19 protein-coding genes and 2 rRNA genes are annotated in these 25,275 nt (G+C 56.1%); 12 read left to right on the plus strand and 9 right to left on the minus strand.

Annotation, left to right across the window (positions count from 1 at the left end):
* Nucleotides 1–166: 166 nt before the first annotated feature.
* A 23S ribosomal RNA gene (locus MUN46_RS06615) occupies nucleotides 167–3,051 on the plus strand.
* A 163-nt stretch (nucleotides 3,052–3,214) separates the two neighbouring features.
* A 5S ribosomal RNA gene (gene rrf, locus MUN46_RS06620) occupies nucleotides 3,215–3,329 on the plus strand.
* 218 nt (nucleotides 3,330–3,547) lie between these two features.
* Here the strand turns inward: rrf and MUN46_RS06625 are convergent.
* Nucleotides 3,548–4,705, minus strand: coding sequence for a DUF4143 domain-containing protein (locus MUN46_RS06625; protein WP_243377749.1), 1,158 nt, complete (start codon nucleotides 4,703–4,705; stop codon nucleotides 3,548–3,550).
* Between the two features lie 130 nt (nucleotides 4,706–4,835).
* Here MUN46_RS06625 and MUN46_RS06630 point away from each other — a divergent pair, with 130 nt between their 5' ends.
* Nucleotides 4,836–6,095 (plus strand): MFS transporter, encoded by a 1,260-nt coding sequence (locus MUN46_RS06630; RefSeq protein WP_243377750.1) that lies wholly within the window; start codon nucleotides 4,836–4,838, stop codon nucleotides 6,093–6,095.
* A gap of 18 nt (nucleotides 6,096–6,113) precedes the next feature.
* Here MUN46_RS06630 and MUN46_RS06635 read toward each other — a convergent pair whose 3' ends face one another.
* The 3 genes from MUN46_RS06635 to MUN46_RS06645 all read right to left on the minus strand — a co-directional run bounded on the left by MUN46_RS06635 (nucleotide 6,114) and on the right by MUN46_RS06645 (nucleotide 8,564).
* Nucleotides 6,114–6,707, minus strand: a complete 594-nt coding sequence (locus MUN46_RS06635; protein WP_237980655.1) for an Rrf2 family transcriptional regulator — start codon at nucleotides 6,705–6,707, stop codon at nucleotides 6,114–6,116.
* A 116-nt stretch (nucleotides 6,708–6,823) separates the two neighbouring features.
* Nucleotides 6,824–7,534 carry an orotate phosphoribosyltransferase gene (locus MUN46_RS06640; RefSeq protein WP_237980657.1) on the minus strand — a complete coding sequence of 237 codons (711 nt, stop codon included), beginning with the start codon at nucleotides 7,532–7,534 and terminating at the stop codon, nucleotides 6,824–6,826.
* A 19-nt stretch (nucleotides 7,535–7,553) separates the two neighbouring features.
* Nucleotides 7,554–8,564 (minus strand): amidohydrolase family protein, encoded by a 1,011-nt coding sequence (locus MUN46_RS06645; RefSeq protein ID WP_237980660.1) that lies wholly within the window; start codon nucleotides 8,562–8,564, stop codon nucleotides 7,554–7,556.
* A 463-nt stretch (nucleotides 8,565–9,027) separates the two neighbouring features.
* On the opposite strand from MUN46_RS06645, the gene MUN46_RS06650 reads away from it, so the two are divergent.
* From MUN46_RS06650 to MUN46_RS06670, 5 genes are all read left to right on the plus strand, one after another.
* A complete protein-coding gene (locus MUN46_RS06650; protein WP_285230533.1) occupies nucleotides 9,028–10,428 on the plus strand; it encodes an ISNCY family transposase in 1,401 nt (466 codons plus the stop codon).
* A gap of 360 nt (nucleotides 10,429–10,788) precedes the next feature.
* Nucleotides 10,789–11,952 carry an iron-containing alcohol dehydrogenase gene (locus MUN46_RS06655; protein WP_237980662.1) on the plus strand — a complete coding sequence of 388 codons (1,164 nt, stop codon included), beginning with the start codon at nucleotides 10,789–10,791 and terminating at the stop codon, nucleotides 11,950–11,952.
* Nucleotides 11,953–11,969: 17 nt separating this feature from the next.
* Nucleotides 11,970–13,088: an amidohydrolase family protein gene (locus tag MUN46_RS06660; RefSeq protein ID WP_285230575.1), complete on the plus strand. Its 1,119-nt coding sequence runs from the start codon at nucleotides 11,970–11,972 to the stop codon at nucleotides 13,086–13,088.
* Between the two features lie 212 nt (nucleotides 13,089–13,300).
* Nucleotides 13,301–15,112, plus strand: a complete 1,812-nt coding sequence (locus MUN46_RS06665) for an IS1634 family transposase (RefSeq protein WP_285230546.1) — start codon at nucleotides 13,301–13,303, stop codon at nucleotides 15,110–15,112.
* Nucleotides 15,113–15,386: 274 nt separating this feature from the next.
* Nucleotides 15,387–16,229 carry a formate/nitrite transporter family protein gene (locus MUN46_RS06670; protein WP_237980666.1) on the plus strand — a complete coding sequence of 281 codons (843 nt, stop codon included), beginning with the start codon at nucleotides 15,387–15,389 and terminating at the stop codon, nucleotides 16,227–16,229.
* Nucleotides 16,230–16,310: 81 nt separating this feature from the next.
* Here MUN46_RS06670 and MUN46_RS11775 read toward each other — a convergent pair whose 3' ends face one another.
* The 4 genes from MUN46_RS11775 to MUN46_RS06685 all read right to left on the minus strand — a co-directional run bounded on the left by MUN46_RS11775 (nucleotide 16,311) and on the right by MUN46_RS06685 (nucleotide 19,176).
* Entirely contained in the window at nucleotides 16,311–16,505 is a 195-nt protein-coding gene (locus MUN46_RS11775) for an IS3 family transposase (RefSeq protein ID WP_370659321.1), read from the minus strand.
* A gap of 108 nt (nucleotides 16,506–16,613) precedes the next feature.
* Nucleotides 16,614–17,243: an IS3 family transposase gene (locus MUN46_RS06675; protein WP_285230576.1), complete on the minus strand. Its 630-nt coding sequence runs from the start codon at nucleotides 17,241–17,243 to the stop codon at nucleotides 16,614–16,616.
* Between the two features lie 12 nt (nucleotides 17,244–17,255).
* The gene (locus MUN46_RS06680; RefSeq protein WP_285230577.1) at nucleotides 17,256–18,680 is read right to left on the minus strand and encodes a transposase; all 1,425 of its coding nucleotides are present in this window, start codon (nucleotides 18,678–18,680) and stop codon (nucleotides 17,256–17,258) included.
* Between the two features lie 235 nt (nucleotides 18,681–18,915).
* On the minus strand, nucleotides 18,916–19,176 hold the full coding sequence (locus MUN46_RS06685; protein WP_285230578.1) for a hypothetical protein: 261 nt from the start codon (nucleotides 19,174–19,176) through the stop codon (nucleotides 18,916–18,918).
* Between the two features lie 115 nt (nucleotides 19,177–19,291).
* Between MUN46_RS06685 and istA the strand changes: the two genes are divergently transcribed.
* The 4 genes from istA (at nucleotide 19,292) to MUN46_RS06705 (ending at nucleotide 23,732) form a co-directional block, all read left to right on the plus strand.
* Nucleotides 19,292–20,626: an IS21 family transposase gene (gene istA / locus MUN46_RS06690; protein ID WP_243377768.1), complete on the plus strand. Its 1,335-nt coding sequence runs from the start codon at nucleotides 19,292–19,294 to the stop codon at nucleotides 20,624–20,626.
* Entirely contained in the window at nucleotides 20,623–21,189 is a 567-nt protein-coding gene (locus tag MUN46_RS06695) for an ATP-binding protein (RefSeq protein ID WP_243377767.1), read from the plus strand. The genes istA and MUN46_RS06695 overlap by 4 nt, the downstream gene beginning before the upstream one ends.
* A 139-nt stretch (nucleotides 21,190–21,328) precedes the next feature.
* Nucleotides 21,329–23,131, plus strand: a complete 1,803-nt coding sequence (locus tag MUN46_RS06700; RefSeq protein ID WP_285230561.1) for an IS1634 family transposase — start codon at nucleotides 21,329–21,331, stop codon at nucleotides 23,129–23,131.
* Nucleotides 23,132–23,213: 82 nt separating this feature from the next.
* A complete protein-coding gene (locus MUN46_RS06705) occupies nucleotides 23,214–23,732 on the plus strand; it encodes an ATP-binding protein (RefSeq protein ID WP_285230628.1) in 519 nt (172 codons plus the stop codon).
* A gap of 398 nt (nucleotides 23,733–24,130) precedes the next feature.
* Here the strand turns inward: MUN46_RS06705 and map are convergent, their stop codons facing one another.
* Nucleotides 24,131–24,976: a type I methionyl aminopeptidase gene (gene map, locus MUN46_RS06710; protein ID WP_243376511.1), complete on the minus strand. Its 846-nt coding sequence runs from the start codon at nucleotides 24,974–24,976 to the stop codon at nucleotides 24,131–24,133.
* Nucleotides 24,977–25,275: the final 299 nt, after the last annotated feature.

Genomic DNA, 25,275 nt, shown 5'->3' on the forward strand with positions numbered 1-25,275 from the left:
ACAGCTGGAGATTGATGAGGTTTCCAGCGGCAGTTTGGAACATGGGTTGTGATTGCATTCACGAATTGCAAGTTTCTCCAAGTAGAAACCGAAGCAGATTCAAGAGAACAGCGACACGTTACAGGTCACTTGAAGCCCGTGCCGGCAAAAGGCGGCAGGGTTATAGGATCAAGCGACTAAGTGCATGTGGTGGATGCCTTGGCGATCACAGGCGATGAAGGACGCGGCAGTCTGCGAAAAGCTCAGGGGAGCTGACAACGAGCATTGATCCTGAGATGTCCGAATGAGGGAACTCCAGGCTTTAGCCTGATCCGCGGGTGAATACATAGCCTGCGGAGGCGAACGAGGCGAACTGAAACATCTCAGTAGCTTCAGGAAAAGAAATCAACCGAGATTGCGCCAGTAGCGGCGAGCGAAAGCGCAGCAGCCTGAATTCGATATTGAAGACGACACCGGAAGGACCTGGAAAGGTCCGCCGCAGAGGGTGACAGCCCCGTACGGGAACCGTCGACAAGGTACTAAGGATTCGAAAAGTAGGTCGGGGCACGTGAAACCCTGGCTGAAGACGGGGGGACCATCCTCCAAGGCTAAATACTAGTGATCGACCGATAGCGAACAAGTACTGTGAAGGAAAGGCGAAAAGAACCCCGGGAGGGGAGTGAAACAGATTCTGAAACCGCATGCATACAAACAGTAGGAGCTCCGCAAGGAGTGACTGCGTACCTTTTGCATAATGGGTCAGCGACTTATGTTGTGTGGCAAGCTTAACCGGATAGGGAAGGCGCAGCGAAAGCGAGTCCGAACAGGGCGATTGAGTCGCACGGCATAGACCCGAAACCAGATGAGCTAACCATGGCCAGGCTGAAGGTGTGGTAACACACACTGGAGGGCCGAACCTACTGGTGTTGCAAAACCAGAGGATGAGCTGTGGTTAGGGGTGAAAGGCTTAACAAATCTGGAGATAGCTGGTTCTCCCCGAAAACTATTGAGGTAGTGCCTCGTGCACGAGCTCGCGGGGGTAGAGCACTGTTATAGCTAGGGGGACATGGCGTCTTACCAAACTATGGCAAACTCCGAATACCGCGAAGCTTCGCACGGGAGACAGAGCACCGGGTGCTAACGTCCGGACTCAAAAGGGAATCAACCCAGACCGCCAGCTAAGGTCCCTAATACCGGCTAAGTGGAAAACGAAGTGGAAAGGCTAAAACAGTCAGGAAGTTGGCTTAGAAGCAGCCATCCTTCAAAGAAAGCGTAATAGCTCACTGATCGAGTCCTTCCGCGCGGAAGATGTAACGGGGCTAAGCCGATAACCGAAGCTGCGGATTTCGCGCGTCAGGCGCGGAGTGGTAGGGGAGCGTTCTGTAAGCCCGTGAAGGCGGTTCGAGAGGACTGCTGGAGGTATCAGAAGTGCGAATGCTGACATGAGTAACGATAAAGCGGGTGAAAAGCCCGCTCGCCGCAAACCCAAGGTTTCCTGCTCTACGTTCATCGGAGCAGGGTGAGTCGGTCCCTAAGGCCAGGCTGAGAAGCGTAGCTGATGGGAATCAGGTCAATATTCCTGAACCGGCGTTGAATGCGATGGGGTGACGGAGCAGCCAGAGTGGACCGGGTGTTGGATGTCCCGGCTTTCGAGCGATGGATGGCAGCAGGCAAATCCGCTGTCGGATATCCAGGACGAAGAATCGGGCCTTCTTATGAAGGCGAAGCCACTTGAAGCGCTTCCAGGAAAACCCTCTAAGCTTCAGTTCAACGTTGACCGTACCGTAAACCGACACAGGTGGGTGAGCTGAATATGCTCAGGCGCTTGAGAGAACTCGGGAGAAGGAACTCGGCAAATTGACACCGTAACTTCGGAATAAGGTGTGCCCTGGTAGCTTGAAGGGAGAAAAACCCTGAGGGCGAAGGGGCCTCAGAGAATCGGTGGCTGCAACTGTTTACTAAAAACACAGCGCTCTGCAAAGATGAAAGTCGACGTATAGGGCGTGATGCCTGCCCGGTGCTGGAAGATTAATTGATGAGGTGCAAGCCTCTGATCGAAGTCCCAGTAAACGGCGGCCGTAACTATAACGGTCCTAAGGTAGCGAAATTCCTTGTCGGGCAAGTTCCGACCTGCACGAATGGCATAATGATGGCCACACTGTCTCCTCCCGAGACTCAGTGAAATTGAAATGTTTGTGATGATGCAATCTCCCCGCGGCTAGACGGAAAGACCCCATGAACCTTAACTGCAGCTTTGCATTGGACTTTGAACCGATCTGTGTAGGATAGGCGGGAGGCTGTGAAAAGCGGATGCTAGTCCGCTTGGAGCCGACGTTGAAATACCGCCCTGATTTGTTTGAGGTTCTAACCTAAGCCAGTAAACCTGGCCGGGGACCGTGCATGGTGGGCAGTTTGACTGGGGCGGTCTCCTCCTAAAGGGTAACGGAGGAGTGCGAAGGTACGCTAAGCACGGTCGGAAATCGTGCGGATACTGCAATGGGAGAAGCGTGCCTGACTGCGAGACCTACAAGTCGAGCAGATGCGAAAGCAGGTCATAGTGATCCGGTGGCACTGAATGGAAGGGCCATCGCTCAACGGATAAAAGGTACTCTGGGGATAACAGGCTGATACCGCCCAAGAGTTCATATCGACGGCGGTGTTTGGCACCTCGATGTCGGCTCATCTCATCCTGGGGCTGTAGCCGGTCCCAAGGGTATGGCTGTTCGCCATTTAAAGAGGTACGTGAGCTGGGTTTAAAACGTCGTGAGACAGTTTGGTCCCTATCTACCGCGGGCGCTGGAAGATTGACAGGGGCTGCTCCTAGTACGAGAGGACCGGAGTGGACGCACCTCTGGTGTACCGGTTGTGACGCCAGTCGCATTGCCGGGTAGCTACGTGCGGAAGAGATAACCGCTGAAAGCATCTAAGCGGGAAACTTGCCTGAAGATGAGTCTTCCCTGAGGCTGGACCTCACTGAAGGGTCGTTCTAGACCAGGACGTTGATAGGCTGGGTGTGGAAGCGCCGCGAGGCGTGGAGCTAACCAGTACTAATTGCCCGTGCGGCTTGATCCTATAACCGTGCTGCTTGAAGAAAAGAAGCTGCAGAGGTTTTGAAAGGGAAAAGCAAGGCGTGGAAAAAAAGCGATCGCGCCCTTGAAAGTTCTCATTCCTTCCGAAAGCCATTCGGTTCGTGTCGCGGAAGAAGAAGTCCCGCGGACAGGAACCAAAGCCTTTGCCTGACGGCCATAGCAGGGCGGCCCCACTCCTTCCCATTCCGAACAGGACAGTGAAACGCCTTTGCGCCGATGATAGTCAGTTGTATTTCTGGTGAAAGTAGGTCACCGTCAGGCTTCTCCATCAAGCCCCTCCGGACATTCGTCCGGAGGGGCTTTTCCTTTTCCCGTTCGGAAAAGCGAGCCATTTCAATTGAAGTCTCGAACCGCCCTGCGTGCGCCTCAAGGCACGTCGCATGAGATTGGTGGACGCTCCTAGGAGCCTGTTTTACCCTGGGCAGCGAGGCGGCAGAGCTCAGGAAACGGAGGTGTTTCTTTTTTGAGAGACGGCTTTGTCAGTCCGCCCGGAACAAGATTGAACTCACGCCGCACTTTGTACAGATTCTCTGCAGCTCTGGCTCACTCACGAGCATGAGGCCTGCGGAGCGGTTTTCACCTAATTTTTCAAGAACGCCGAAATGCTTTATCTTGAGTCTGAGCTGCTCTTCCGTGCTGGCGGCAGATATTGGGTGAAGGATTCCCTGCCGGCTGTAGATCAGGTCTATGCCGACGTTGTTCGAGTCTCTGTAGTAGCTGATGCGCTCCGTGTCTCCCCAAATCCCACCGGACAGCCCGCAGGCCGCCTCATTGATCATAAGTCCGGGCAGGAACGGGCTCCTGCTGAGAATACCCGGCTCAGCGGCATCGAGGAGATAGGCCGCAAGTCCTGGGTCTGCGAAAAGTGATTTTGAGCGCTTGATCGGGCGGCGGTGCTCTGTTTTGAGCGGCCGCAGCTCATGGATGACGCATGCATCGCTCAGCGCCTGAAGCCAGGAAGCGACCGTCATGGAGGTTTTGCCGCAGCCTCGGGCGATCTCACTCATGTTTATCTCTCGCCCCGAGGCGGCAGCGGTTGACTTCATGAAGCGGTAGAACGATTCCGGATCATTGACCCTCAAAAGGCTTTCGGCCGTTTCCTCCATGAAGGCCGCGGTCCAGTCAGACCAAAAGTCGGACTCATGGCCTGGCGGCGTACCGTTTAGCGAGGGAAGAGCGCCGCAGGCCAGCCCTGCGATCTCTATCTCTGCTTCCTGCGGCTTGCTTCCGGCAATAAGTTCCTCAAACGCCTCATGTTTCTCCGGGACAGGCATTAGTTCTATTTTCATAAAGGGCGAGCGGCTTCCGCTCCTGAGCTTTTGAAGCTCTTTGTGTCCGGGGTTGCCTACCAGAACGAGCTTCCGGCTTTCAGCTCCGGCTGCCTCATGTTCGATCAGGCGGGGGGCTTTTTCACAGTCGTCAATTATGAGCGGGCTCCCGTAGACCGAGTGGAACGCTTCAGGAGCGTTCTGCGCCAGGTTTCTCGTTTTGACCGAACGGCAGGAAACGTATCTGAAATCCGGGAACAGGCGTTTCACGAGTCTTGTTTTCCCCGTGCCCCGGATCCCTCGCACCAGAATGATGAACGACTGTGCGTGCTCTGCGAGCCTCTTCGCCTCCTCAAGCTCTCTGTCCATTCGGTCCGTCATCCTGCTGTCCTTTGCTCCGCGCTCCCGGCCGGCCTGCAGCCGTCCTTCCGATTCGCTCTATTGTGGCGGCAGAGACTTTCTTTTTCAAGGGATTCCCTTTTGGTGGTACAGTGGTTCCATGACTGAAAATACAAATCCTGAAGAGCGCTTTCCGATGAATTGGAAGGTGCTTCTTGGCATTCTGACAATCACCGCGATGATGATGTCGGCGAGCTATACGATGCTCGTGCCGTTCCTCCCACTGTACTTGACGCAGGAGCTCGGCGTTTCTGACCATGTCAATCTGTGGTCAGGGGCTATTTTTTCAGTTACCTTCGTTTTCAGCGCCATCATGGCCCCGATCTGGGGCGCTATGTCCGACCGAGGCAGCCGCAAGATGATGGCGATCCGCTCGGCGGTGCTGCTGGCCCTGACTTACACGCTGGGCGGCCTTGTTCAGACGCCGTTTCAGCTTTTCCTGGTGCGCGTTCTGCAAGGCTTTGCCGCCGGACTCTGGCCCGCATTGCTGTCGCTCATGTCATCGAACTGCCCTCAGCGTAAGATCGGCTTTGCCATGGGCATCATGCAGGGGGCGCTTACGGCTGGACATGTCATCGGGCCGCTGGCGGGCGGCGTCCTTGCCCAGTATCTAGGCATGAGATTTTCCTTTTTCACGGGCGGTGCGGCGCTTTTTACCATCACTCTCGTCATTCTTTTTGCCGTTCGGGAGAAGCCCCGCGACAGGAAGGCTGCCCCCGCGTCAATCCCGCTTTCAGGCCCCAGGCGCTCTTCGCTTTTCAAGATTCCGGTCATCTCCGCGCTTCTTGTGGCGGCGGCGCTCACCCAGACTTCAATCACCGTGTCGATGCCGATTTTTACCTATTACGTGGGCGAGCTGCTGGGGACGACAGATCATCTCGTGGCCATTTCGGGGTACGTGTTTGCAGTGCTGGGCATCGCAGGCGTAATCGCCTCGCCGATCTGGGGCTGGGTCGGACAGTCGATCGGATTCAAGCCCGTTCTTCTTGTCTCGATGCTTGGGGCCGGCATATTTGCCATAGTCTCAGCGCTTCCCGGCGTTCTCGAGCCCTTTGTGTTGCTGCGTTTTATCGGCGGTCTGGCCTTCGCGGGGATTTTTCCGGCGATTAACGCCATGCTGACCCGTTACTCCCCGGTTACAGATCGCGGCCGCGTGTTCGGGGTTTCGTTTTCCGTTCAGCAGGCGGGCTCCATCGTCGGGCCGCTGCTGGGCGGAGCCGTTGCCTCTTTCATGACGCTGCAGTCCGTCATGATCTTTTCAGGGATTGTGCAGCTAGCTGCCTTCACCCATATCTGGCTTGTTCGTTCTCGGTTTTCGAAACCTGAGGCCGAGCAGACCCTGGGGGTGCCGCGCAACTGACTCCCCCGCCTTTCAGGCTCAGGATTTCCCGGTCTTGGAAGGTTCGGCTTTTTCAGTTCTGAAGCGGATATTCTCAGGAAGGATGACAGGCTGGGCGCGGCACCTTTTCGCCTTTGCCGGCGCGCCGCAGGGCGTGAAGCGCATTTCCTTGAGCATCGTGCGCCTGTGCTGCAGCATTTCCAGAGTCGGATGGATGGCGAGGACTGCGTTTTCAGTGTCCGGATCGAGCGCATCAGCCAGCGTATACCGGTTAAGCTCCTCATAGAACTTGCGCATGGTTCTCCAGAGTACGCCGGCGAGGCTGCAGTGGCCGGTGAGCACGCAGTCCACCTTGTGGCAGTCGATCACCGAGCTGCCTTCGAGCTCCTGAAGGATGTCGCCTATCCGGTACTCGGCCGGGTCCCGAGCGAGGCGGATGCCGCCGCCCCTGCCGCGCAACGTCACAATGTAGCCGAGCTGTCCCATGTTGTGCACGATCTTCACCAGATGATTCCGGCTGATCGCAAACTGTGAGGAAAGCTCCTCAACTGTGACCGGCGGATTGCGGTCCCTGTCAACGCTCAGGTAGAGCAGAACCCGCAGGCTGTAGTCTGTGAATCTTGTGAGCTGCATGAAGTTCTTCCTAAAGGATTATTTCTGATACAGCTTTCATTTTAGCTATAGAAGAAGGCGAAGTCCCGGGAAATGGGGGCTTCGCCCATAGCGTTTTCAGGCGGTGCGCTGAAGGCTCAGTTCTCGGCTCCAGTGACTGCCGCTCCCCGGCGCATGACCCAGGTCCAGGGCGTGGTGAGCCAGTCCGTGAGATCCTTGAGCTGGTCGGAGTTTATCATCTTCATTTCCTCGGCCTTTGCGAGGATGAAGGAGAAGGGAAGCATGGAGTAGGTGACGACGTTGGCTTTCTCGAACAGTCTTGCGGTTTCCGGCATGTCGAAGTTCGTGATGGCCAGGCAGTCGGTGACCGTTGCTCCTTCGGCTCGCAGAGCTTCGATCGCGTCGAGGCAGGACAAGCCGGTGGAAATGTGATCCTCGATCAGCAGGATTTTCTTGCCTTTGACCGAGCCGCCCTCAAACCTCGAGCGGTCGCCGTAGGTCTTGGCCGAGCGGCGCACGTAGATGGCGGGCTTGTTCATTCGATAGGCGAGGGCTGCTGCGTGGCAGACTCCCGCGGACTCGACTCCCGCGATGCAGTCGAAGTCCAGCTTGAGCTCCTCCACGAAGGAGGCCATGGTCTCGATGACGTCATGCCACTCCTCGGGATGCGAGATCAGTTGCCGGTTGTCGACGTAAATCGGGGTGACCAGGCCTGACTTCAAGCGGATCGGTTCTTCGTCCAGGAAGTTGATCGCCCCGATGCTCAGGAGGTTTTCAGCGGTGATGTCCCGCGCAAGCGGCGAAGAGGCCATCAGGCGGCGGTTGCTTTTGTTTTCATTTCTCTGCATTTCAGGTGTTCCTCCGGCTTCAGGCGGCAGCTTTCTTGTCATAGGGGATGAGGCCCAGAACCTTGCGGCCGTTGACCGTTGCGATTCTGACCAGGTTGTCGAAGTCATCGAACCGGCAGCCTGTGGCAAGCAGCTGCAGTTCGTGCCACATGTCTCCTGAACACCACGGCACCATGGCGTCGCAGACATTGTCGGTGCCGAGGGCGACCGTGACGCCTGCGGGGATCAGCTCGTCAACCGGAGTCATGGAGTTGTGCGACAGGCCGATCGTGTTGCTGCGCCGGGTGTCGATCCAGGCTGTCGGGCAGGTCACCATCATGACCTTCGCTTCCTTCATGAGCTTGTAGAGGCGGCTGCGGTATTTCTGTGAATGAGCGGCGATCGAGATGCCGTGAATGCCGACGACGCGTCCCTGCATGCCGTGCTCGATCGTTTTGGAGCAAAGCATCTCGGATTCGTACTCATCGGAGGTGTTGAACTGGTCGACGTGCGCGTGCACCATCTTCCCGTACTTCTTGGCCGTTTCCATGATGATGTCGAAGGCCTCTTCGCCGCGCCCGTAATCCCTCTCGTCGCGCTTCGGGAGCGCCCCGATGATGTCGACGACCTGTGCGCCGCGGTCAAACCATGCGCGGGCCTCCGGGTCGATCACACCCTTGAGAGTCTGGTTGGCAAACTTCACCGTAATCTGATCCTGATAGTGCTCTCTCGCGCGCAGGCCCGCCTTGATCGCCCGGTCTTCAGACTGCGGGTCGATGTCCACGAAGGTTCCCATTGCGGTCACGCCCTGGCTGATCATCAGCTCGAAGAACTGGCAGAACCTCCGATAGTAATCTTCCTCGGTAGAGTTGCGCTTGAGCTGGTCGAGGACGTCCCATTTCTGCTGCAGCGAGTAAGTTCTGCGGATTTCAAGCACCTTTTCAGACAGCGTGAAGGCTCTGTCCGCGTGGGCGTGCGTGTTGACCCAGCCGCCGGCCTTCATGATGGCCGGTTCAATGAGGTCGCGTACCGTCAAGGGTTTGTCAGTCATGCTTTTTAGCCTCGAGCAAATATATTGTGTGGGGATTCGGATTGCTGCGGCCACAGGGTCGGCGGCTCCGGTATTGAGATAAAAGCGGGCGGCGGGAGGAATGCGGCCCGCAGGAATGCAAAAAAAATCTTCCCGCAAAGGGAAGATTCTTCAGGAAACAGTTCTGCAGGCTTCGATGAGTACGAAGCCAGTTCAACGAATTCCGGACAACAGGCACAAAAAGATCCCTGCCGGAAAAAAGGACTGTCATCGGCATGGCAGGAAAGATAGACTTTAAGAAAGACAAAGTCAAGCGAAGCCGGGGTAATGTTAGAGCAACGCGATAATGTCACGGAAAACTACGGGACTATGTCATGGTCCGGCAACGCGACTCTGTCATAAGCCGGCAATCTGCATGACAGCCCCCGGCAAAGCGATTTTGTCACACAATCACTTCAGAGAGCCTGTTTTTTAGGAGTCGCACATGAAAAACTCGCTTCCTGAAAGAGCCCCGAAGTCCCAGACCGGCACAGAGGAGATTTTCGAACAGGTCGCCTACGGCCTGCTCTCGGTGCCGGAGGCAGCCAAAGCGATGAAGCTGAGCATTCGCCAGTTCTATCGCAGGCTGGCCGCCTGGAAAAGGGGCGAAGCCGCAGATCCGCCCCATGGCAACAAAGGGCGGCCCCCGAGCAACCGCCTGCCAGACGATATTCGTTTAAAAATCATAGAACTGGCAGTTACAAAATATCAGGATTTCCCTCCGACGCTCCTGACTCAGTACCTTGTGAAAAACGAAGGGATCAAAGTGTCGAAGGAAACTGTTCGAAAGATTCTGAGAGAACTCAGCCCTCAGGCCTCAGAGCAGGGGCTCAGAAGAGCCGGTCATTTTCTGAGGCGCAGAAGGTCAAGGTTCGGCGAGCTGGTTCAGATCGACGGCAGCCCGCACAGATGGTTCGGCCCCGGTCAGAAAGAGTGCTCATTAATCGCGTTCATTGACGATGCGACCGGCAGAATCGCCGCTGCCGGGTTCTTTCCCTCGGAGACCGCGGCGGGCTATATGACCGTGCTGCTCCAATACATCAGGGCGCACGGAATCCCCCTTGCGCTATACAGCGATCGGCACGGCACTTTCCGCGCGTTGGCTCAGGGCCGGTCCAAAAATGTAGAGGGCACACAGTTTCAGAGAGTCTGCGACAAGCTTCAGATCGAGCAGATATTCGCTCAGAGCCCGCAGGCAAAAGGCCGGATAGAACGCCTGTTCAAGACGCTGCAGGGGCGCTGGCCGCATGAGTTCAGGGTCATGGGAATCGAAGACATGGCCACCGCCAATCAGCGCATGGACGAACTGATCAGGGATTTCAATCAGCGGTTTGGAATCGACCCAAGAGAACCCCTGAGCGCAAACTGTGCGGTGGCTGAAGAAAGTATGCCCGAGATTGAACGCATATGCGCCTGGTGGCACGAACGCGTTCTGAGCAAATCTCTGAGCGTCTCCTTCGGGGGGTCGATCCTGCAGCTCAAGAATGCGAGCGCTCGGAAGTTTGAGCTGATGGGCAAGAAAGTCAGCGTCATCGAGTACCCGGATGGCCGTGCGCCGGAAATGGTCTACCGGGATGCACGGGGCAAAGAACATCTGCTCTGCTTTGAAGCCCGGAAAAGAAAAACGCTCGAGCGCACGGAATACCTTGAGTCATCGAAGACCATAGACGCATGCCTGGATCGAATCATTGAGAAGGAAGATTTGCGACCCAACGGCTTCGTCATGAAGCTGGAATGCGAAATGGCTGAAGCGAAGCAACGGCAGGCCCAGAGAAAAGAGCGTGACCAAAAGGCCCGTGAACTCGAAGAAAAGCTGAAGCAGCGGAAAAACAGATCTGGCAAATAATGAAATCAACACAGGCTCTCAGAAGATCTTTTTTCCCAACCTGCCCACAGCCCGCACGGGCTTCAGCCCATTTGAGGCGAGCGCCCGACAGAGCGTGGGCAGGGTGTTCTCCATGAAGACGATAAAGGGCCCCAGGGGGCTCTCAATTTCTGTCTTTGGCGGAGAATTTTTGGTGTCATAATCGCTTTGCTAGGGTGTGACATAGTCCCGTTGTGCTGGCATGTGACATTTTCCCTTTGCTCTAACAAAGCGAAGCCGGGGTAAAAAGCTCGGTTCGCTTTTCCATTAAGGAGCCCGCGGCGAGGCTGCGCCCGATCCCGGACGCCAGGCGCCGGTTGGCTGATCGCAAGGAGCCTAAAGATGCAAAACTTTAATTTTTGTTCCCCCACGCAGCTTGTCTTTGGCAAGGGCTGTGAATGCGAGATCGGGAACAGGCTGGCCGAGCGCTTCCCTGGCGGCCGCGTGATGATGGTCTACGGCGGGGGATCCATCCGCCGCAGCGGACTCTATGACCGCGTCATGGCCTCGCTGCGCCAGGCGGGGCTGCAGGTGAGGGAAAAGGGCGGAGTGCATCCCAACCCTGACATCGGCTTTGTCCGCGACCTGATTGCGGAGTGCAGAAACTGGCAGCCTGATGTGCTTCTTGCCGTGGGCGGAGGTTCCGTGATCGACACCGCTAAGGCCGCCGCTATGGGGGTGCCCTACGAGGGTGACGTCTGGGACTTTTTCTGCGGAAAAGCCGTCTGCACGAAGGCTCTGCCGATCGCTGTCGTTCTAACCATACCTGCGGCCGGCTCCGAGCTGTCCATGCGCGTTGTCATCACCAATGAAGGCAGGAAATGGGGGACGGCCAGCCAGGCGATCCGCTCTTACCTCTCCGTGATTGACCCTGAGCTCTTCTTCACGCTGCCGGCCTGGCAGGCTGCAGCCGGCGTTGTCGACATGATGAGCCACATCATGGAGCGCTACCTCACCAATACGACAGGGACGGGCTTTGTGGACGCGCAGGCCGAGGCCGCCATGAAAACGATCATGAAGTACGGCCGCTTCGTGCACAAGTTCCCCCAGGATTATGACGCCTGGAGCCAGATCGGCCTGGCGGGCACCTTCGCTCACAACGGATTTTTCGGGCTGGGGCAGGAAGAGGACTGGGCCTGCCACGGCATCGAGCATGAGCTCTCGGCCTGGAAGCCGGAGATCACTCACGGAGCCGGGCTTGCCGTGGTGACGCCTGGATATCTGTCTTATGTAGCGCGCCGCAATCCCGCCCGCATCCTGCAGTGGGCGCGCAACGTGATGGAGGTAGACCCCGAGCTGGACGAAAGCAAGGCCGTGGCCGGCGCTGTAGCCAGCCTTCGCGATTTCTACAAGAGCCTTGGCATGCCTCTGACGCTTCGCGAGCTGGGGGCGGGCGACGCGCCGATCGAGCAGCTGGCCGAGCGCGCCGTTGCCAAGGGGCCGCTGGGGCACTACGTTCCGCTCAAGGCCGCAGATGTCGCAGCAATTCTTAGAAGCGTATTGTAAGGAAACATATACATAAAATGTCTAGTTTTCTAATCAAAAACGCTCTTTTATATGACCCTGTAAAGGTTGGCATCAGAGATATTCTTGTCTCAGAAGGAAGAATTGCCGCAATTGCTCCTGATCTCGATCTCTCCTGGCTCGGCCTCGAAACGTTCGACGCCGGCGGGGCAAGTCTTGTCCCTGGCTTCATTGACGAGCATGTCCACGTGACGGGCGGGGGCGGCGAGGGCGGGCAGCAGACGCGGGCCCCCGAGCTGCGGGTCGAAGAGGCGGTGAGCTGCGGCGACACGACCGTGGTGGGCGTTCTCGGCGCCGATACCGTTTCGCGCTCGGTCGTTTCGCTGCTAGCAAAGGTGCGCGCCCTGCAGAACGAGGGCATCTCGGCCTGGATGTGGACTTCCAACTATGCCTATCCGCCCACTTCGCTTACGGGATGCGTGAAGCTGGACCTTTACTCAATTCCGGAGTGCCTGGGCGTCAAGATCGCCATGGCCGAATGCCGCGCCTCCTTCATTTCACTCGAGGAGATGATGAGGCTTGCGGCTGAGGCCTGGGAGGGCGGACGGCTTGCCGGCAAGCGCGGGATCCTGCACGTGCACGTTGGCACTCTGGGGGGAGCTTTCGGGATGTTCGAGCAGGCCGTGAAGCGCGGACTGCCCATCGAGCATTTTCTGCCCACCCACTGCGCGAGGGATTTCGACGCGGCAGTGGCCTTCGCAAAGGCGGGCGGAAGGGTGGACTTTACGACGGACCGCCCGACGGAAGCTGCACAGGCTGTGCTCCGGGCCCTGGACAGGGGAGTGAAGGGTGACCGGATCTCTCTTTCGACGGACGGCCACGGGGCGCTGCCCGTGTATGACGAAAGGGGGGCCCTCAAGGCGCTTGACACTCTCGACATCGGCAACAACCTCAGGGCGTTCAAGCTGCTCGCGCGGGAACTCGGGCTGGAGCGGGCGCTGCCCTTCATCACCTCGAATGTCTCCGATACGCTCATGATCCCCAAGGGCCGCGTGCGCGTCGGCTGGGATGCAGATTTCTGCATCCTAGACGATTCGTATGAGCCGGTGAGCGTGGTGGCGCGCGGCCGCTTCGTCAAAAAAGACGGCGTAGTCACTGTGAAGGGGCTATACTCCTGAGGCCCTAGTCTTGAAGGACAGGGTTCTACCAACCCTGTCCCTTTGCATTTAGGATTTGATCCGGGCTCATACCCGTCTTTTTCAGCTAAAAATTGAGTAAAGCCCCGTCGGCATTGGGTCGGCGGGGCAAAAATTTTACACTCTACGTAGTTACAATGTAGTCCATTGGTGGTATAATGCTGGTATCCAGAGTCAGTTACCGGGAGCTCTCCATGTCCAAACACGTTGCCATCGTCACGACCCAGGGGCGCAAGTACGTCCGCGTTGTCGAGAGCTACCGCAATGCGGACGGCAAGCCCCGGTCGCGGCTCTTGGAGAATCACGGCAACCTCGACGTCCTTGAGCAAGAAGATCCCGACTATCTCAAGAACCTGCGTGCCCGCGTGGCAGCCGAGAACGAGGCGGTCAGGAAGGCCAGGCTGGAGGAGCTAGACAACTCGGTCCAGACAAGAATCCGCAAGCTCGAGCAGTCCCAAAAAGGCGCTGACTATTCGTGCGCCGCAAGGCTGAAGCTCGGCGCTGCCGTCATTCGGCAGGTATGGAAGGACGATCTGAATCTGCCGCAGGTGTTCCGCTATCTGCAGAGCAAGCGCAAAATCGAGTATTCGTACGACAAGGCAGCGTTCCTGCTGTGCTCGCAAAGGATCGTCAGTCCGGGCAGCAAGAAAAAAGCCTTCGAGGAGCGCGGCTCAAGCATCGTGCCGTTCGACGGCATCGCAGACAACAATGTCGTGTACCGGGTGCTCGACCGGCTTGCGGAGGACAAGGAAGCGATTGTCAAACACCTTAACCGCGAGATCAGCAGCAGGCTGAACCGCACGGTCTCAGCCGCCTTTTATGACGTGACGACATATGCCTTTGAGAGCCGGAAAGAAGGCGAGCTGCGCCAGTTCGGGCTGAGCAAGGACCACAAGGTCAACGAGGTCCAGGTAGTTCTCGGACTCGTGATGGATGCGTTCGGCATCCCCATTGATTACGAGCTTTTCCCCGGCAGCACCTCAGAGTTCGGCACGATGCTCCCCATGATCAGGCGGATCAAAACGGCTTATGACCTGCAGACGCTCATTGTCGTTGCCGACAGGGGGCTCAATTCAAACGAGAACCTGCTCGGGCTCAAGGACATCGGCTGCGACTTTGTCCTCGCGCAGAAGGTTAAGAACAGCACGAAGGAGCTGCGCAAACAGATCCTTGACGACGTAAATTGGGATGAGACCGTCATGGACGGCGACGAGATTGTCTGCCGCTACAAGACAATGGATCTGTCAAAGACGGTTTTCGTAACCAAAATCAGCAAAACCACAGGGCGCAAGTATCAGTCGTCGAAGAAAGTGGATTCTCTGGATGTCCGCTGGATCGTCTCGCATTCGCAGTCCCGGGCCAACAAGGACAATAGCGACATCGACCGTGCCGTTGAGAAGGCGAAAAAAGCCCTGCGCAGCAGGGGATCGCTGACCTCCAGCCGCGGATACAGGTCTTTGATCAAGGTGCCGAAAGGCGAAGGCGAGCCGTCACTGGATATGAAGAAAATCGAAGAGGCGAGGCGGTGGGCCGGCTATTACGCCGTCTGCACGAATCTGAAGACGAAGTCCTCTCAGGACATCATGAAGATTTACCGCAATCTCTGGCGCATCGAGGATTGCTTCCGGGTAAGCAAGACCACGCTCGAAGCCCGCCCCTGCTTTGTCTGGACAGACAGTCATGTCAGAGGACATTTTGCGAGTTGCTTCATCAGCCTCGTGATCGAAAAGTACATGCAGCATGTCCTCAAACAGAAGATCAGGGACATCACCTGTGACGAAATCAACGCGGCGCTGCGCGGTGCCGAAGTTGCCCTCGATGACGGCAATCCCCAAATGCCCCTGTACCTGAGGCTTTATCCAAAGGAGGGCCGCTTTGACTCGATCCTCAGGGCATTCAGCCTGGAGCCGCCCTGCCACTATGAGACGGCACAGTCACTATGCAAGAAGCTGCGGCTCAAAGACATTGCCCGACCGAAAAGTTGTACTACCAGAGATGAAAAATAATTAATGAATAAGCCCTTGCAATACAAGGGTTTATTCATTTTTAAGCTGATAAACTCGGGTGCGCGTCGGCTGGGATGCAGATTTCTGCATCCTAGACGATTCGTATGAGCCGGTGAGCGTGGTGGCGCGCGGCCGCTTCGTCAAAAAAGACGGCGTAGTCACTGTGAAGGGGCTATACTCCTGAGGCCCTAGTCTTGAAGGACAGGGTTCTACCAACCCTGTCCCTTTGCATTTAGGATTTGATCCGGGCTCATATATTTTTGGGAGGGTTCTGATGGAGAAGGCGAATTCACCAACCGGAGGCGCTGCGCCTTCCCCTGAGGCTCTCGCTCCGGCGGCCATAGAGGCAAAGGCTGAGGCGGTGGGTGTCTCGAAGGCCGCCATGAGGCTTTCCCAACTCGCGCCCCTTGCGGTCGCGGCAGGTTTTTTCATTGGGTTGGGGGGGCTTTATTTCACGCTGTTCATGGCCGATGACACGCTGTCCTTTGCCGTTCAGCGCTTTGCGGGCGCCGTTGTCTTCAGCCTGGGCCTTGCCCTGGTCATCATCTGCGGAGCAGAGCTCTTCACGGGCAACTCCCTCATGGTGGCGGCGCGGCTCTCAGGCCGGATCGGCACGGCACCGATGCTTGCCAACTGGGCCTGGGTCTGGGTTTTCAATTTCATCGGGGCGCTCGCTCTGGTCGCCCTCGTCTACCTCTCGCAGACCTACGCTCTCGGGAAAATGGGTGCGGCCATGCTGAAAATCGCCTCGGGAAAAGTCTCGATGCCCTGGGCGGTTCTCTTTTTCAAGGGCATTTTGTGCAATGTTCTTGTCTGCCTTGCGGTATGGATCGGCTTTGCGAGCCGTACGGTCATTGACCGTCTGTTCGCCGTGGTGCTTCCGATATCGGCTTTTGTCGCCCTGGGGTTTGAACACTGCGTGGCCAATATGTATTTCCTGCCGCTGGGCCTGCTGCTGCTCGCAAGCGGTTTCCCGGTTCCCCCGGGCGTTGATGCTTCCGCCCTGACGTTCACGGGCGTCGCTTACAACCTGTCGGCGGTCACGCTGGGCAATATCGTGGGCGGGGTGCTGGTCGGAATGGTGTACTGGGCTGCTTATGGAAGAAAGAGGGCTTGAAAAGAGAGCAGGCCCGGCGCTTTTGCCGCCGCTGTAGAAAAAAGCCGGGACCTTGAACTGTCCCTACTTTGTGAGACAGAATTAATTGAGCGTCGGAGTGGTTTTACCTGTTACCGCTTCCCTGAATTGCCTGGGGGAGCGGTAACTTAATTTCGCTTGAATGCGTTTCTCATTGTAATAGGCGCAATAGGCTTCAATTTCCCGCCGGGCCTGGTTAAAAGTCAACAGATTTTTGTCAAAGCGCTTGTCCGGGTGGTACAGCCACTCCGTCTTCAGCGTTCCGTTTCAGCCCTCCATGACGGCGTTGTCCCAACAGTTCCCTTTGCGTGAATAGTTCTGCTTAAAGCCGTAATCCCGAGCTTGTTTCCTGAACATCGGGCTGGTTTACAGCACTCCTTGGTCGCTGTGCAGCACAGCCGGTCCGCTGGCCACCGCCTTAAGCGAGTGGAGCGTCTGCATCGCAAGCGCCATATTTTGGCAGGGGCTCATTTCACAGACGACGATTTCGCGAGTGCAAAGATCCATAACGAGCGAAAGATAGAGCCAGCCAGTTTTAGTTGGAATATAGGTCACATCCGTCACAAATACCTTGCCCGGCTCCTGTTGAGTAAATTTGCGATTCAGCGTGTTCTCGAGAACAGTCCCGTCGGCCAGCCGCCCCTTTGTGAGGCTGACTCTGTATGTGTTCTTCCTTCGAATCACGGCCTGGCATCCAAGTTCCTTCATGGTGCGTGCGACTTGGTTGTGTCCGGGTTTTCGTTTATGGCCATCCATGCGAAGGACTGCCGTCATCCTTCTGACGCCATATCGTCCTTCGTGGCGTTTTTGGAGCACTTTGATGCGATCGCCAAGAGCCTTAGCCGCGAGCACTCTTTTACCAGGATTTCCAATACGGCGGTAAAAGGTGCTCCGGCTGGCACCTGCAATTTCGCAAGCTCGGGCAACGGGTACCCCGCTGCGATGTGCGCTCTTAATTGCCGAATCAAGGATGGCACATTGTTTTTTTTGACACAAGTTCCGCGGTGTTTAGGTAGGATCCTTCGAAAGAGCCGGGGCAAGTTCATTCCCGACAGAGATGCCAATTGCTCCAAAAAGCTCTCTTTCCCGTTTCGAACAGTTCTCAACAGCCCAGGTTAAGTTCCGCTTTATTGCCTTGATCGATGAAGCAATGAGCAACACTTCCGGCATGGAGGTAGGAAACGAGGCCTGCTTCAATTTTTCCTGAATGGAACCTCGGATCAACGTGGCCAGCAGCATCATGAAGGCAAGCCCCTGCAGCTTTGCCCAGTCCTGAACGCCAAGCGCATTGAAGTCCATCTGATGCTTGAGGTAATCGAAATAGGTTTCAACGCCCCAGCGTTTCTTGTACAGGCTGTAGATTTCCTCCGGGGTTGCATTGAAGGTGGTTTCCATAACAACTACTCCAAAGGACTTCTCCGCTTCCGGCAGATTTTCCGCTGTATAGCCAGGAATTTGCTTTTCAATGCACGCGAGATAATTCGCCTGTTCGTCGGCCGCTTCCTGCAGGTTGTGGAAATAGATAACCCGTGTTCCATCCTCGTCCGATGAGACCCGGTATTCGACTGCGCACCTGACGGAACGGATTTCTTCCCGGCGCAAGTAGACAAAGCTCTTCAGGCGGCCGCGTCCCCGGTTCATGGCTTCCCGGTACTTGTTCATGTTGGAGCTGACCGGCATGATGTACGTGTCGTTCCTTGCAGCAAGCGCCTCCTTGAGTTCCGGTGAGTGGAACCCCCGGTCCATCAGGAACAGGCAGCCCTCGGAGGAAATGTCCCGGATCATCTCCTTTGCCGCTGACCTGTCGTTCTTGCTGCCGTCAAACATTTTCATGGAGACTGGGCGGTTTCTTGCGACATCGTAGGCAGTTAGCAGGTTGACCTGCATGCTTTCGAACTTCCGGTACTTGTAGCCGAATTCCGTCATGCCATCCAGCATCGAATATCGGGGAATGGCATGGCCATCAAGAGCTATCTGAGTTGTTTCGGCCTGCAGGAGTCTTTGGAATTCCAAGGATTCCGTATCCCTTCTTCCAAGGAAATCAAGCAGATTGGCAACGGCGGTTTCTCCCATCTTCAGGTCCGGGAAGACCACTGCAAGCGCGCTCTTGCGGTAAAGCGTTGAGATGGAGGAAATGGCACGAAAGCCGTTGACTGCGTAAATCAGGGCCAGGGCCCAGATCTTCCGGGCGGTTTCGCCCTTGCCGAACGCCTGGCTGAACTGCGACCTGATGCCGGCGGCACACTCCTCGGCCAGGTGATATGCGCCGTATTCCAAAACCGTGTATCTGGCGTCTTCATTGGGAACGTAGCCGTCCTCAAGAGTGATTTTCCCAAGGATCCCTGTTGTGACGGTCTTCCACTTGCCCGTCGTGGGATCTTTCGTGTTCTTCATCCCGTAGACGTAGAAATGACCGTTGATCTTCTTGACCATGGTTCCCCGGGGCTTGAGCCTGCGGATTTCCTCGGGGACGGAATATTTGCCTGATGTATTGGCCATGACGGTGCTTTTTGATATACCTGTCGTATACCTAAATTATAGCAGACTCCGACCTGTTCCGCAAGAGAAAATTCCAAAAAAATAGGGCCTGAAGGGCCGGATTTCTGGAGGAAAAGCGAATTTGAGGAGTAAAAATGACCGTCTCAGGTCAGAGAATCGGAGTTCTTACCTAAACTCCGAGGAGGTTGTGTTTTGAGCCCAGATGCTCGTCTATGGACTTCAGCAGGCAGTCCAGGACAATCCGCTGTTCCTCAATGGTCCTCCGGGCTGTCTTAAGTTCTTTGGCCACATTTTCTTTGCCGCGGGATGCAGTTGTTTTATCAGGCATGTTCTTGATCTCCGGGGCTTGGCAACGGACCCCTCTTTTGAGGATGGGAGCGCCGAACTTTTCAACGTTTTGCACATACCGACGTACATCGCTGGCGCTCATCCCCAAAGCACAGCCCGCCGCATTGTGTTGCGAAGCGAAATAAGTGACCCACCCAATTATTCAAAATGAAGTGACCACCCTCCCATAGTTTTTTACAACAAGAGGGGGTTACGCTGTGAATCGTAATTCATTAAAACAGAGCATAAAGTTTCACTATGAAGGGTCCGGCTTTATGCTCACACAATCAATTCAGCAGAGCATTCTGGCTCTGCATCAGCAGGGGCAGAGCATCAGGTACATTCACCGTGCGCTGCACGTATCCCGCAAAGCCATCAGGCGCTACATCAACGGCGTCGTTCCGCAGAAAGCCGGCCGGCATCCAGGCCCCGGCCTTGCCTTCCTGCAGAGCAAAACGGAGAAAGTCAGAGAACTTTTTCTCAAGGCGGAATGCAGCGCTCCGGTGACCATCCGCTTGATCCGGAAGACATACGGAGTGGAGGTGCGTCAGGACACTTTCAACCGTTTCATCAAAAACTTCCGGCATCAGGTCAAGCTTCAGAACATGCCCTCTCCCGGCAGGTTTGAGACCCAGCCGGGCGATCAGATGCAGATTGACTTCGGTGAAAAAGACGTTGAGATAGCGGGTCAGCTGACGCGTGTGCACGTTTTTGTTGCTGTCTTAGGTTACTCGAGGCGCATTTTCGCCATGGCGTTCGAGAAAGAAACCCAGGAGGCCTGGCTGCAGGGGATAGAGCAGGTGTTCATGTATTTTGAAGGTGTTCCGCGGCAGGTGGTCAGCGACAATGCCGCCTCGCTGGTGGCCTGCCACAAACGCCGGGGCGAGGTTCGCTTTACCGACCGGTACCAGTTCCTGGCAGACCAGTACGATTTCACCCCTGTGGCCGCCGCCGTCCGCAAGCCCCGGTCCAAAGGCAAGGTCGAGCGCAGCGTCGGTTACGTCAAGCACAACGCGCTGGCAGGCGTTCGCTTCGAGTCTTTCGAGCAGCTCAACATGAACCTGCGGGCCTGGTGCGGCCTGACGGCCGACCAGCGTGTGCTGGCCAGCTTTCAGAGCAAGCCCCTGGAACGCTGGCCCGAAGAAAAGAAAGCGCTTCGTCCGCTGCCCTGCGGGCCTTTGTTTTCAACGATCTGGGTGACGAGAAAGGCAGATAAAAGCGGTTTTATCCGTTTGGAAAACCGCCTCTATCGACTCCCCGATGCCTGTCGGCTGCAAGAGGTCCGGCTCCGTGTAAGCTCACAAACCCTCGAGGTGTTCTGTGGACAGAAGCCAATCATCCGCTTGAATAAAACCGCAGATGTATATTCGCCTCGCCAGCAGCCGATGTCAACCCCGAGAGATGCCTCAAAGACCTTCGAGGAAGAAAAAAAAATCCTTCAGCAGGACCCCGTTTATCAGGAGTATCAAAAGGCTGGCCCGGGCATTCCGGGAAACTCTGCGCAGTACAACGCGCTGTTTATTGGGGCTGAACCCGAAGGAGTTCGGCCATGAGGGAAACCGACAAAGAGCTTAAGGCCTGCGCGGCCCGTCTGAAACTGACATTCATTCGGGACAATCTGGAAGACCTGCTCAAGACCGCGACTGACAACAAAATGACGGTCCGGGAGGCCCTTGCGTTTCTGTTCGGTGAGGAAATCCGGCGGCGCAATGCCAACCGCTGCTCTATCTGGATGCGCGGCGCCCATTTCCCGGTGATTAAGGAGCTGGGGGACTTTGACCTCACTTTCCAGCCCTCCATTGATCCGGGGCTTTTCCGAGAAATGTGCAGCCTGGAGTGGATCGGCAACGGAGAAAATGTCGTCCTGGTCGGGCCTCCGGGGGTTGGGAAGACGCATCTGGCCATCGGGCTGGGAGTCAGAGCCGTCCGCTCCGGCATGACGGTGCGGTTTTTCAATGCCAAGGATTTAATTGAGTCCCTTTCCAAAGCCTACAGTGAAGGCGCTTTCGAAAACAAACTCAAGGAAATCAACAAGGCCAGGCTTCTGATCATCGACGAGCTCGGCTATACGCCGCTGTCGCCGGTGCAGACGCAGCTGCTCCTGACTTTTACCTAAAAAGCCGTCCTCAACAAGGATAAATATCAATACAAACATAAATTTGTGAGGCGTTGATGTTTATCAAGCTTTGTCGTAATTATGTAGTTAGATTAGTGTTAATCATGATATGATGTAAATGTCTGACAGGAGCTTTCCCATGGCCATCTCCGTTTCAATCAAGAAGTTCAAGGGTGTGGAATACGTTTACATTTGCGAAAGCTTCCGAGACCCGCTTACCCGCAAACCCACCAGCCGTGTGCTGGCCAGCTACGGGAACAAAAAGAAGCTGCTTGAAAAAGACCCGGACGCCATGGAGAAGATCCAGAAACACGCCGAGCAGCTCAGGGCGGATTCTTCGCTGTACAGCCAGACGATCCAGGAAACAGTATTGTCGCGGGTCGCTGCGCCAAGCGCGGCAGACCGGCGGCCCGACTGCAGGACCTGTACGCCGGCACCCTACAGGCTTCTGTGGGAGCAGCTGGGAATTTCAAATTATTTTCAGAACTATCGTCACAACTACCGGATCGGCTGGGACGTGGACAAGACGATTTTCTTTTCTGTCGTTTCACGGCTGATCGCCCCTTCCTCGAAGCGCTCCTCCTGGCTCAACAAGGAAAGATTCGTCTTCGACTTCAGCGACCTGCGCCTCGATCAGATTTACGACAGCCTGGACATTTTGGCCGACCGCAAGGAAGCTATCATCAAAAAGCTCAATGACGGCATTGGGCGGCTCTACAAGCGCGACCTGACAATTGCGCTTTATGACGTGACCACACTGTATTTCGAGAGTTTTATTGAAGACGGCCTGCGCCGCCGGGGGATGAGCAAGGAGCATCGGACCCAGGAGACCCAGGTGGTGCTGGGGCTTCTGGTGGATGCAGACGGCATTCCGTTCAATTACGAAATCTTCCCCGGAAACACAGCCGAAGTTCACACCCTGATGGAGGTCGTGAAGAAATTCAGCCGGGATTACGGAGTCCAGAATGTCACGGTGGTTGCTGACAGCGGGCTGAACCAGTACATCAATCTCGAGGCGCTGCAGGAATCCAATTTCAACTTCATTGTGGGCTTCCCTCCCTACATCAAGCTGTCTGTGTCGGACCAGCAGAAATTACTGGACTGCGACGGCTGGCACTGGAGTTCCAGTCCGGATGACCCTCGGTGGGGAATCAAGGAAATGCCTTTGTCCATTGAGCGCACGGTCGTGGACAAAAGCACCGGCCAGCGAAGACCGGTCAGCCTCAAGGCCACCTGCATAGCCACCTATTCCGCCAAACGCTTTGAACACGACAGCCAGGAGCTTGAACTCAAGTGGCAGCGTGCTTCCGACCTTGTGGCAAGAGGCCCCGCCGCTGTGAAAGCGGCGGGGCGAAGCGGCTACAAAGCTTTTATCAAGCCGGGGACCACTAAAGTTGAGCTGAACTCAGCCCTTTACGACAAACGCCGCAAGTGGTGTGGATACATGGCGCTGCTCACCAATCTTGATTTGCAGAAGCACAAGCCCGCCGAAATCTACGGCCTTCTGCGGCAGCTCTGGCGCATTGAGAACAACTTTCGGATGCTCAAGACCGATCTTAGGGCCAGACCTGTGTTCGTTTGGACAGACCAGCATATCCGTGGGCATTTCGTCCTCAACTACATCGGCCTGGTTCTCCAGCGGCTTTTAATGAAGAAGCTGCGCGAGTCCGGTCTTGATGTTTCAGGCGCGGAACTCATTCGGGCGCTGGAATCAATGAAGATCAGCAGGCTGAAGGGGCTGAAGAAGGCTCAGTCTTTCCTCTACTGCTGCAGCAATGAGAACGCGGAGTCGCTCAGCGTCAGGAATGAAAAAGGAGATCTTCTCTCTTTACAGGAACTTTGCGACAAGATCCTTAACGCCTGCGGGATCGAGCCTCTGAAAGACCTTGAGACGGCTGAAAGCATCCGCAGGAAATTCCATTCTCGCCTGCCTATGGCTTAAAAATTTACCTACATCGCTGGATAGTTTTAAAAACAGCCGAAAGCCTTGAGTACCAGGCTTCCGCACAAGGTTTGATAAAGAAATCACGGAAAAGTCAGGAGAAAATGTCGTCCTGGTCGGGCCTCCGGGGGTTGGGAAGACGCATCTGGCCATCGGGCTGGGAGTCAGAGCCGTCCGCTCCGGCATGACGGTGCGGTTTTTCAATGCCAAGGATTTAATTGAGTCCCTTTCCAAAGCCTACAGTGAAGGCGCTTTCGAAAACAAACTCAAGGAAATCAACAAGGCCAGGCTTCTGATCATCGACGAGCTCGGCTATACGCCGCTGTCGCCGGTGCAGACGCAGCTGCTGTACCACCTGGTTGCGCTGAGGTATGAGAAGAAAAGCCTCATTGTGACGAGCAACCGTCCGGCAGGACAGTGGGAGCTGTTTATGGGCGATAAAGCGGCTTCCAATGCGATTTTGGACCGGCTGCTCCATCACTGCACTGCCCTTGCGATTAAAGGCGAGAGCTACCGAATCCATGAGAGCAGGATGAGAAAGTTAAAGAGAAAGGCCAAAGAGAAGAAGGAGGAGGCTGCAGAGAGCACCCAGGCCAATTGATTTTCGGTATCGTTACGTACGATGGGGTGGTTACCTAATTGTGAATTTTTGGCGGGTAACTCATTTTGCACAATGACAGCATTGTACGATTGACAAACAGCGTACACCCTGACAGCCTGCCACGCCATGGCTTCAGTTCTTTTCCGCCAGCTGTTATCCAGGCTCCATGAAACATCACCACGATCAAATGCCGCTTGCCAGTTTTCTACGCTAATGCGGGCCAATCCCAGCTGTTTTGGGATCGTAAAGGATCGAGCTCCCAGCCTCAGTAACGTCAATACTTTTTGACGAATTTCAATCGAGATCTTTTTGGACATGAAAATCCCCAGAAAGTGTCTCACCTTCTGGGGACAGTTCACCTCCTCAGAGGCTCCGGCTTTTTCCATCAGCAGGGGCGCTCACCACTGCTGCAAGGCCCATTCCGGCGGCTTGGGGCAGCCCGAGGAGTGCGTGAGGACCTCGTAGCCGGTTTCTGTCACGTAGAGCGTGTGCTCCCATTGGGCCGACAGCGACCGGTCTGTCGTCACCACGGTCCAGCCGTCTCCCAGATTGGAAATCCGGTGGCGGCCCGCGTTCACCATCGGCTCGATCGTGAACATCATGCCGGGTTCGAGGACGATGCCCGAGGGCGGATAATCGGCGGGCGGAATCGGATAGTGCGACACCCAGGGCTCGCCGTGGAAGACGCCTTTGCCGATGCCGTGTCCGCCGTACTCGCGCACCATGGAGCAGCCGGCGTCAACCGCGACCTTGTTGCAGGCCAGTGCAATGTCGAGGAAAGTATTGCCTGGCTTGACCGCTTCGATCCCCCGCCACATGCTCTCGTAAGTGACCCTGCACAGGCGCGAGCCGGCGATGGTGGGCTTGCCGACGATGAACATGCGGGAGGTGTCGCCGTAGAAGTCATTCCATATGCTCGTGACGTCTATGTTGACGATGTCGCCGTTCTTCAGCTTCTTTTCCGAAGGGATCCCGTGGCAGACCACGTTATTCACGGAGATGCAGCTCGAGGCGGGGAAGGGCACGCCGCGGTCATTCTTGACGCCGAGGTCGGCCGGTCGGCATTTCTGCACGTCGACCGTGTAGTCGTGGATCAGGCGGTCGAGCTCGATGGTGGCCACGCCTGGCTTCACGAAGGGCGTGATGTAGTCGAGCAGTTCCGAGGCGAGCCGGCAGGCCGTCCTCTGCCCCTCGATTTCCTCCGGCGTGCAGATGTGGATTTCAGGTAATTTCTTTTCGCTCATGATTTTCGCTTGCAGGGAAAGCCGCCCGGGCCGCGCGGCCTGCGCCGCCGCGGGGAGCTTTTCAAACAGGATGATTTGCGGCACATGGTACACGAAGTGGCGCGGGGCGGGCGGCTCTCGCGCGGTTGAGGCCGCGCCGCGTTTGTAATATAATGCCGCGTCCGTCGTTTTATCGGCAGACGAAAGACGAAACTTAAATCCTGTTCTTTCTGAAGAACGTTTTCTATTTTTTAAATAGCCACTTCGCTTGACCGAGGTGCGGACGGCGGCGCCGGACGCATAAAGCGGAGTGTCAGACA

Source organism: Mesosutterella faecium, from assembly GCF_022809315.2.
GTDB classification, from domain to species: domain Bacteria; phylum Pseudomonadota; class Gammaproteobacteria; order Burkholderiales; family Burkholderiaceae_F; genus Mesosutterella; species Mesosutterella faecium.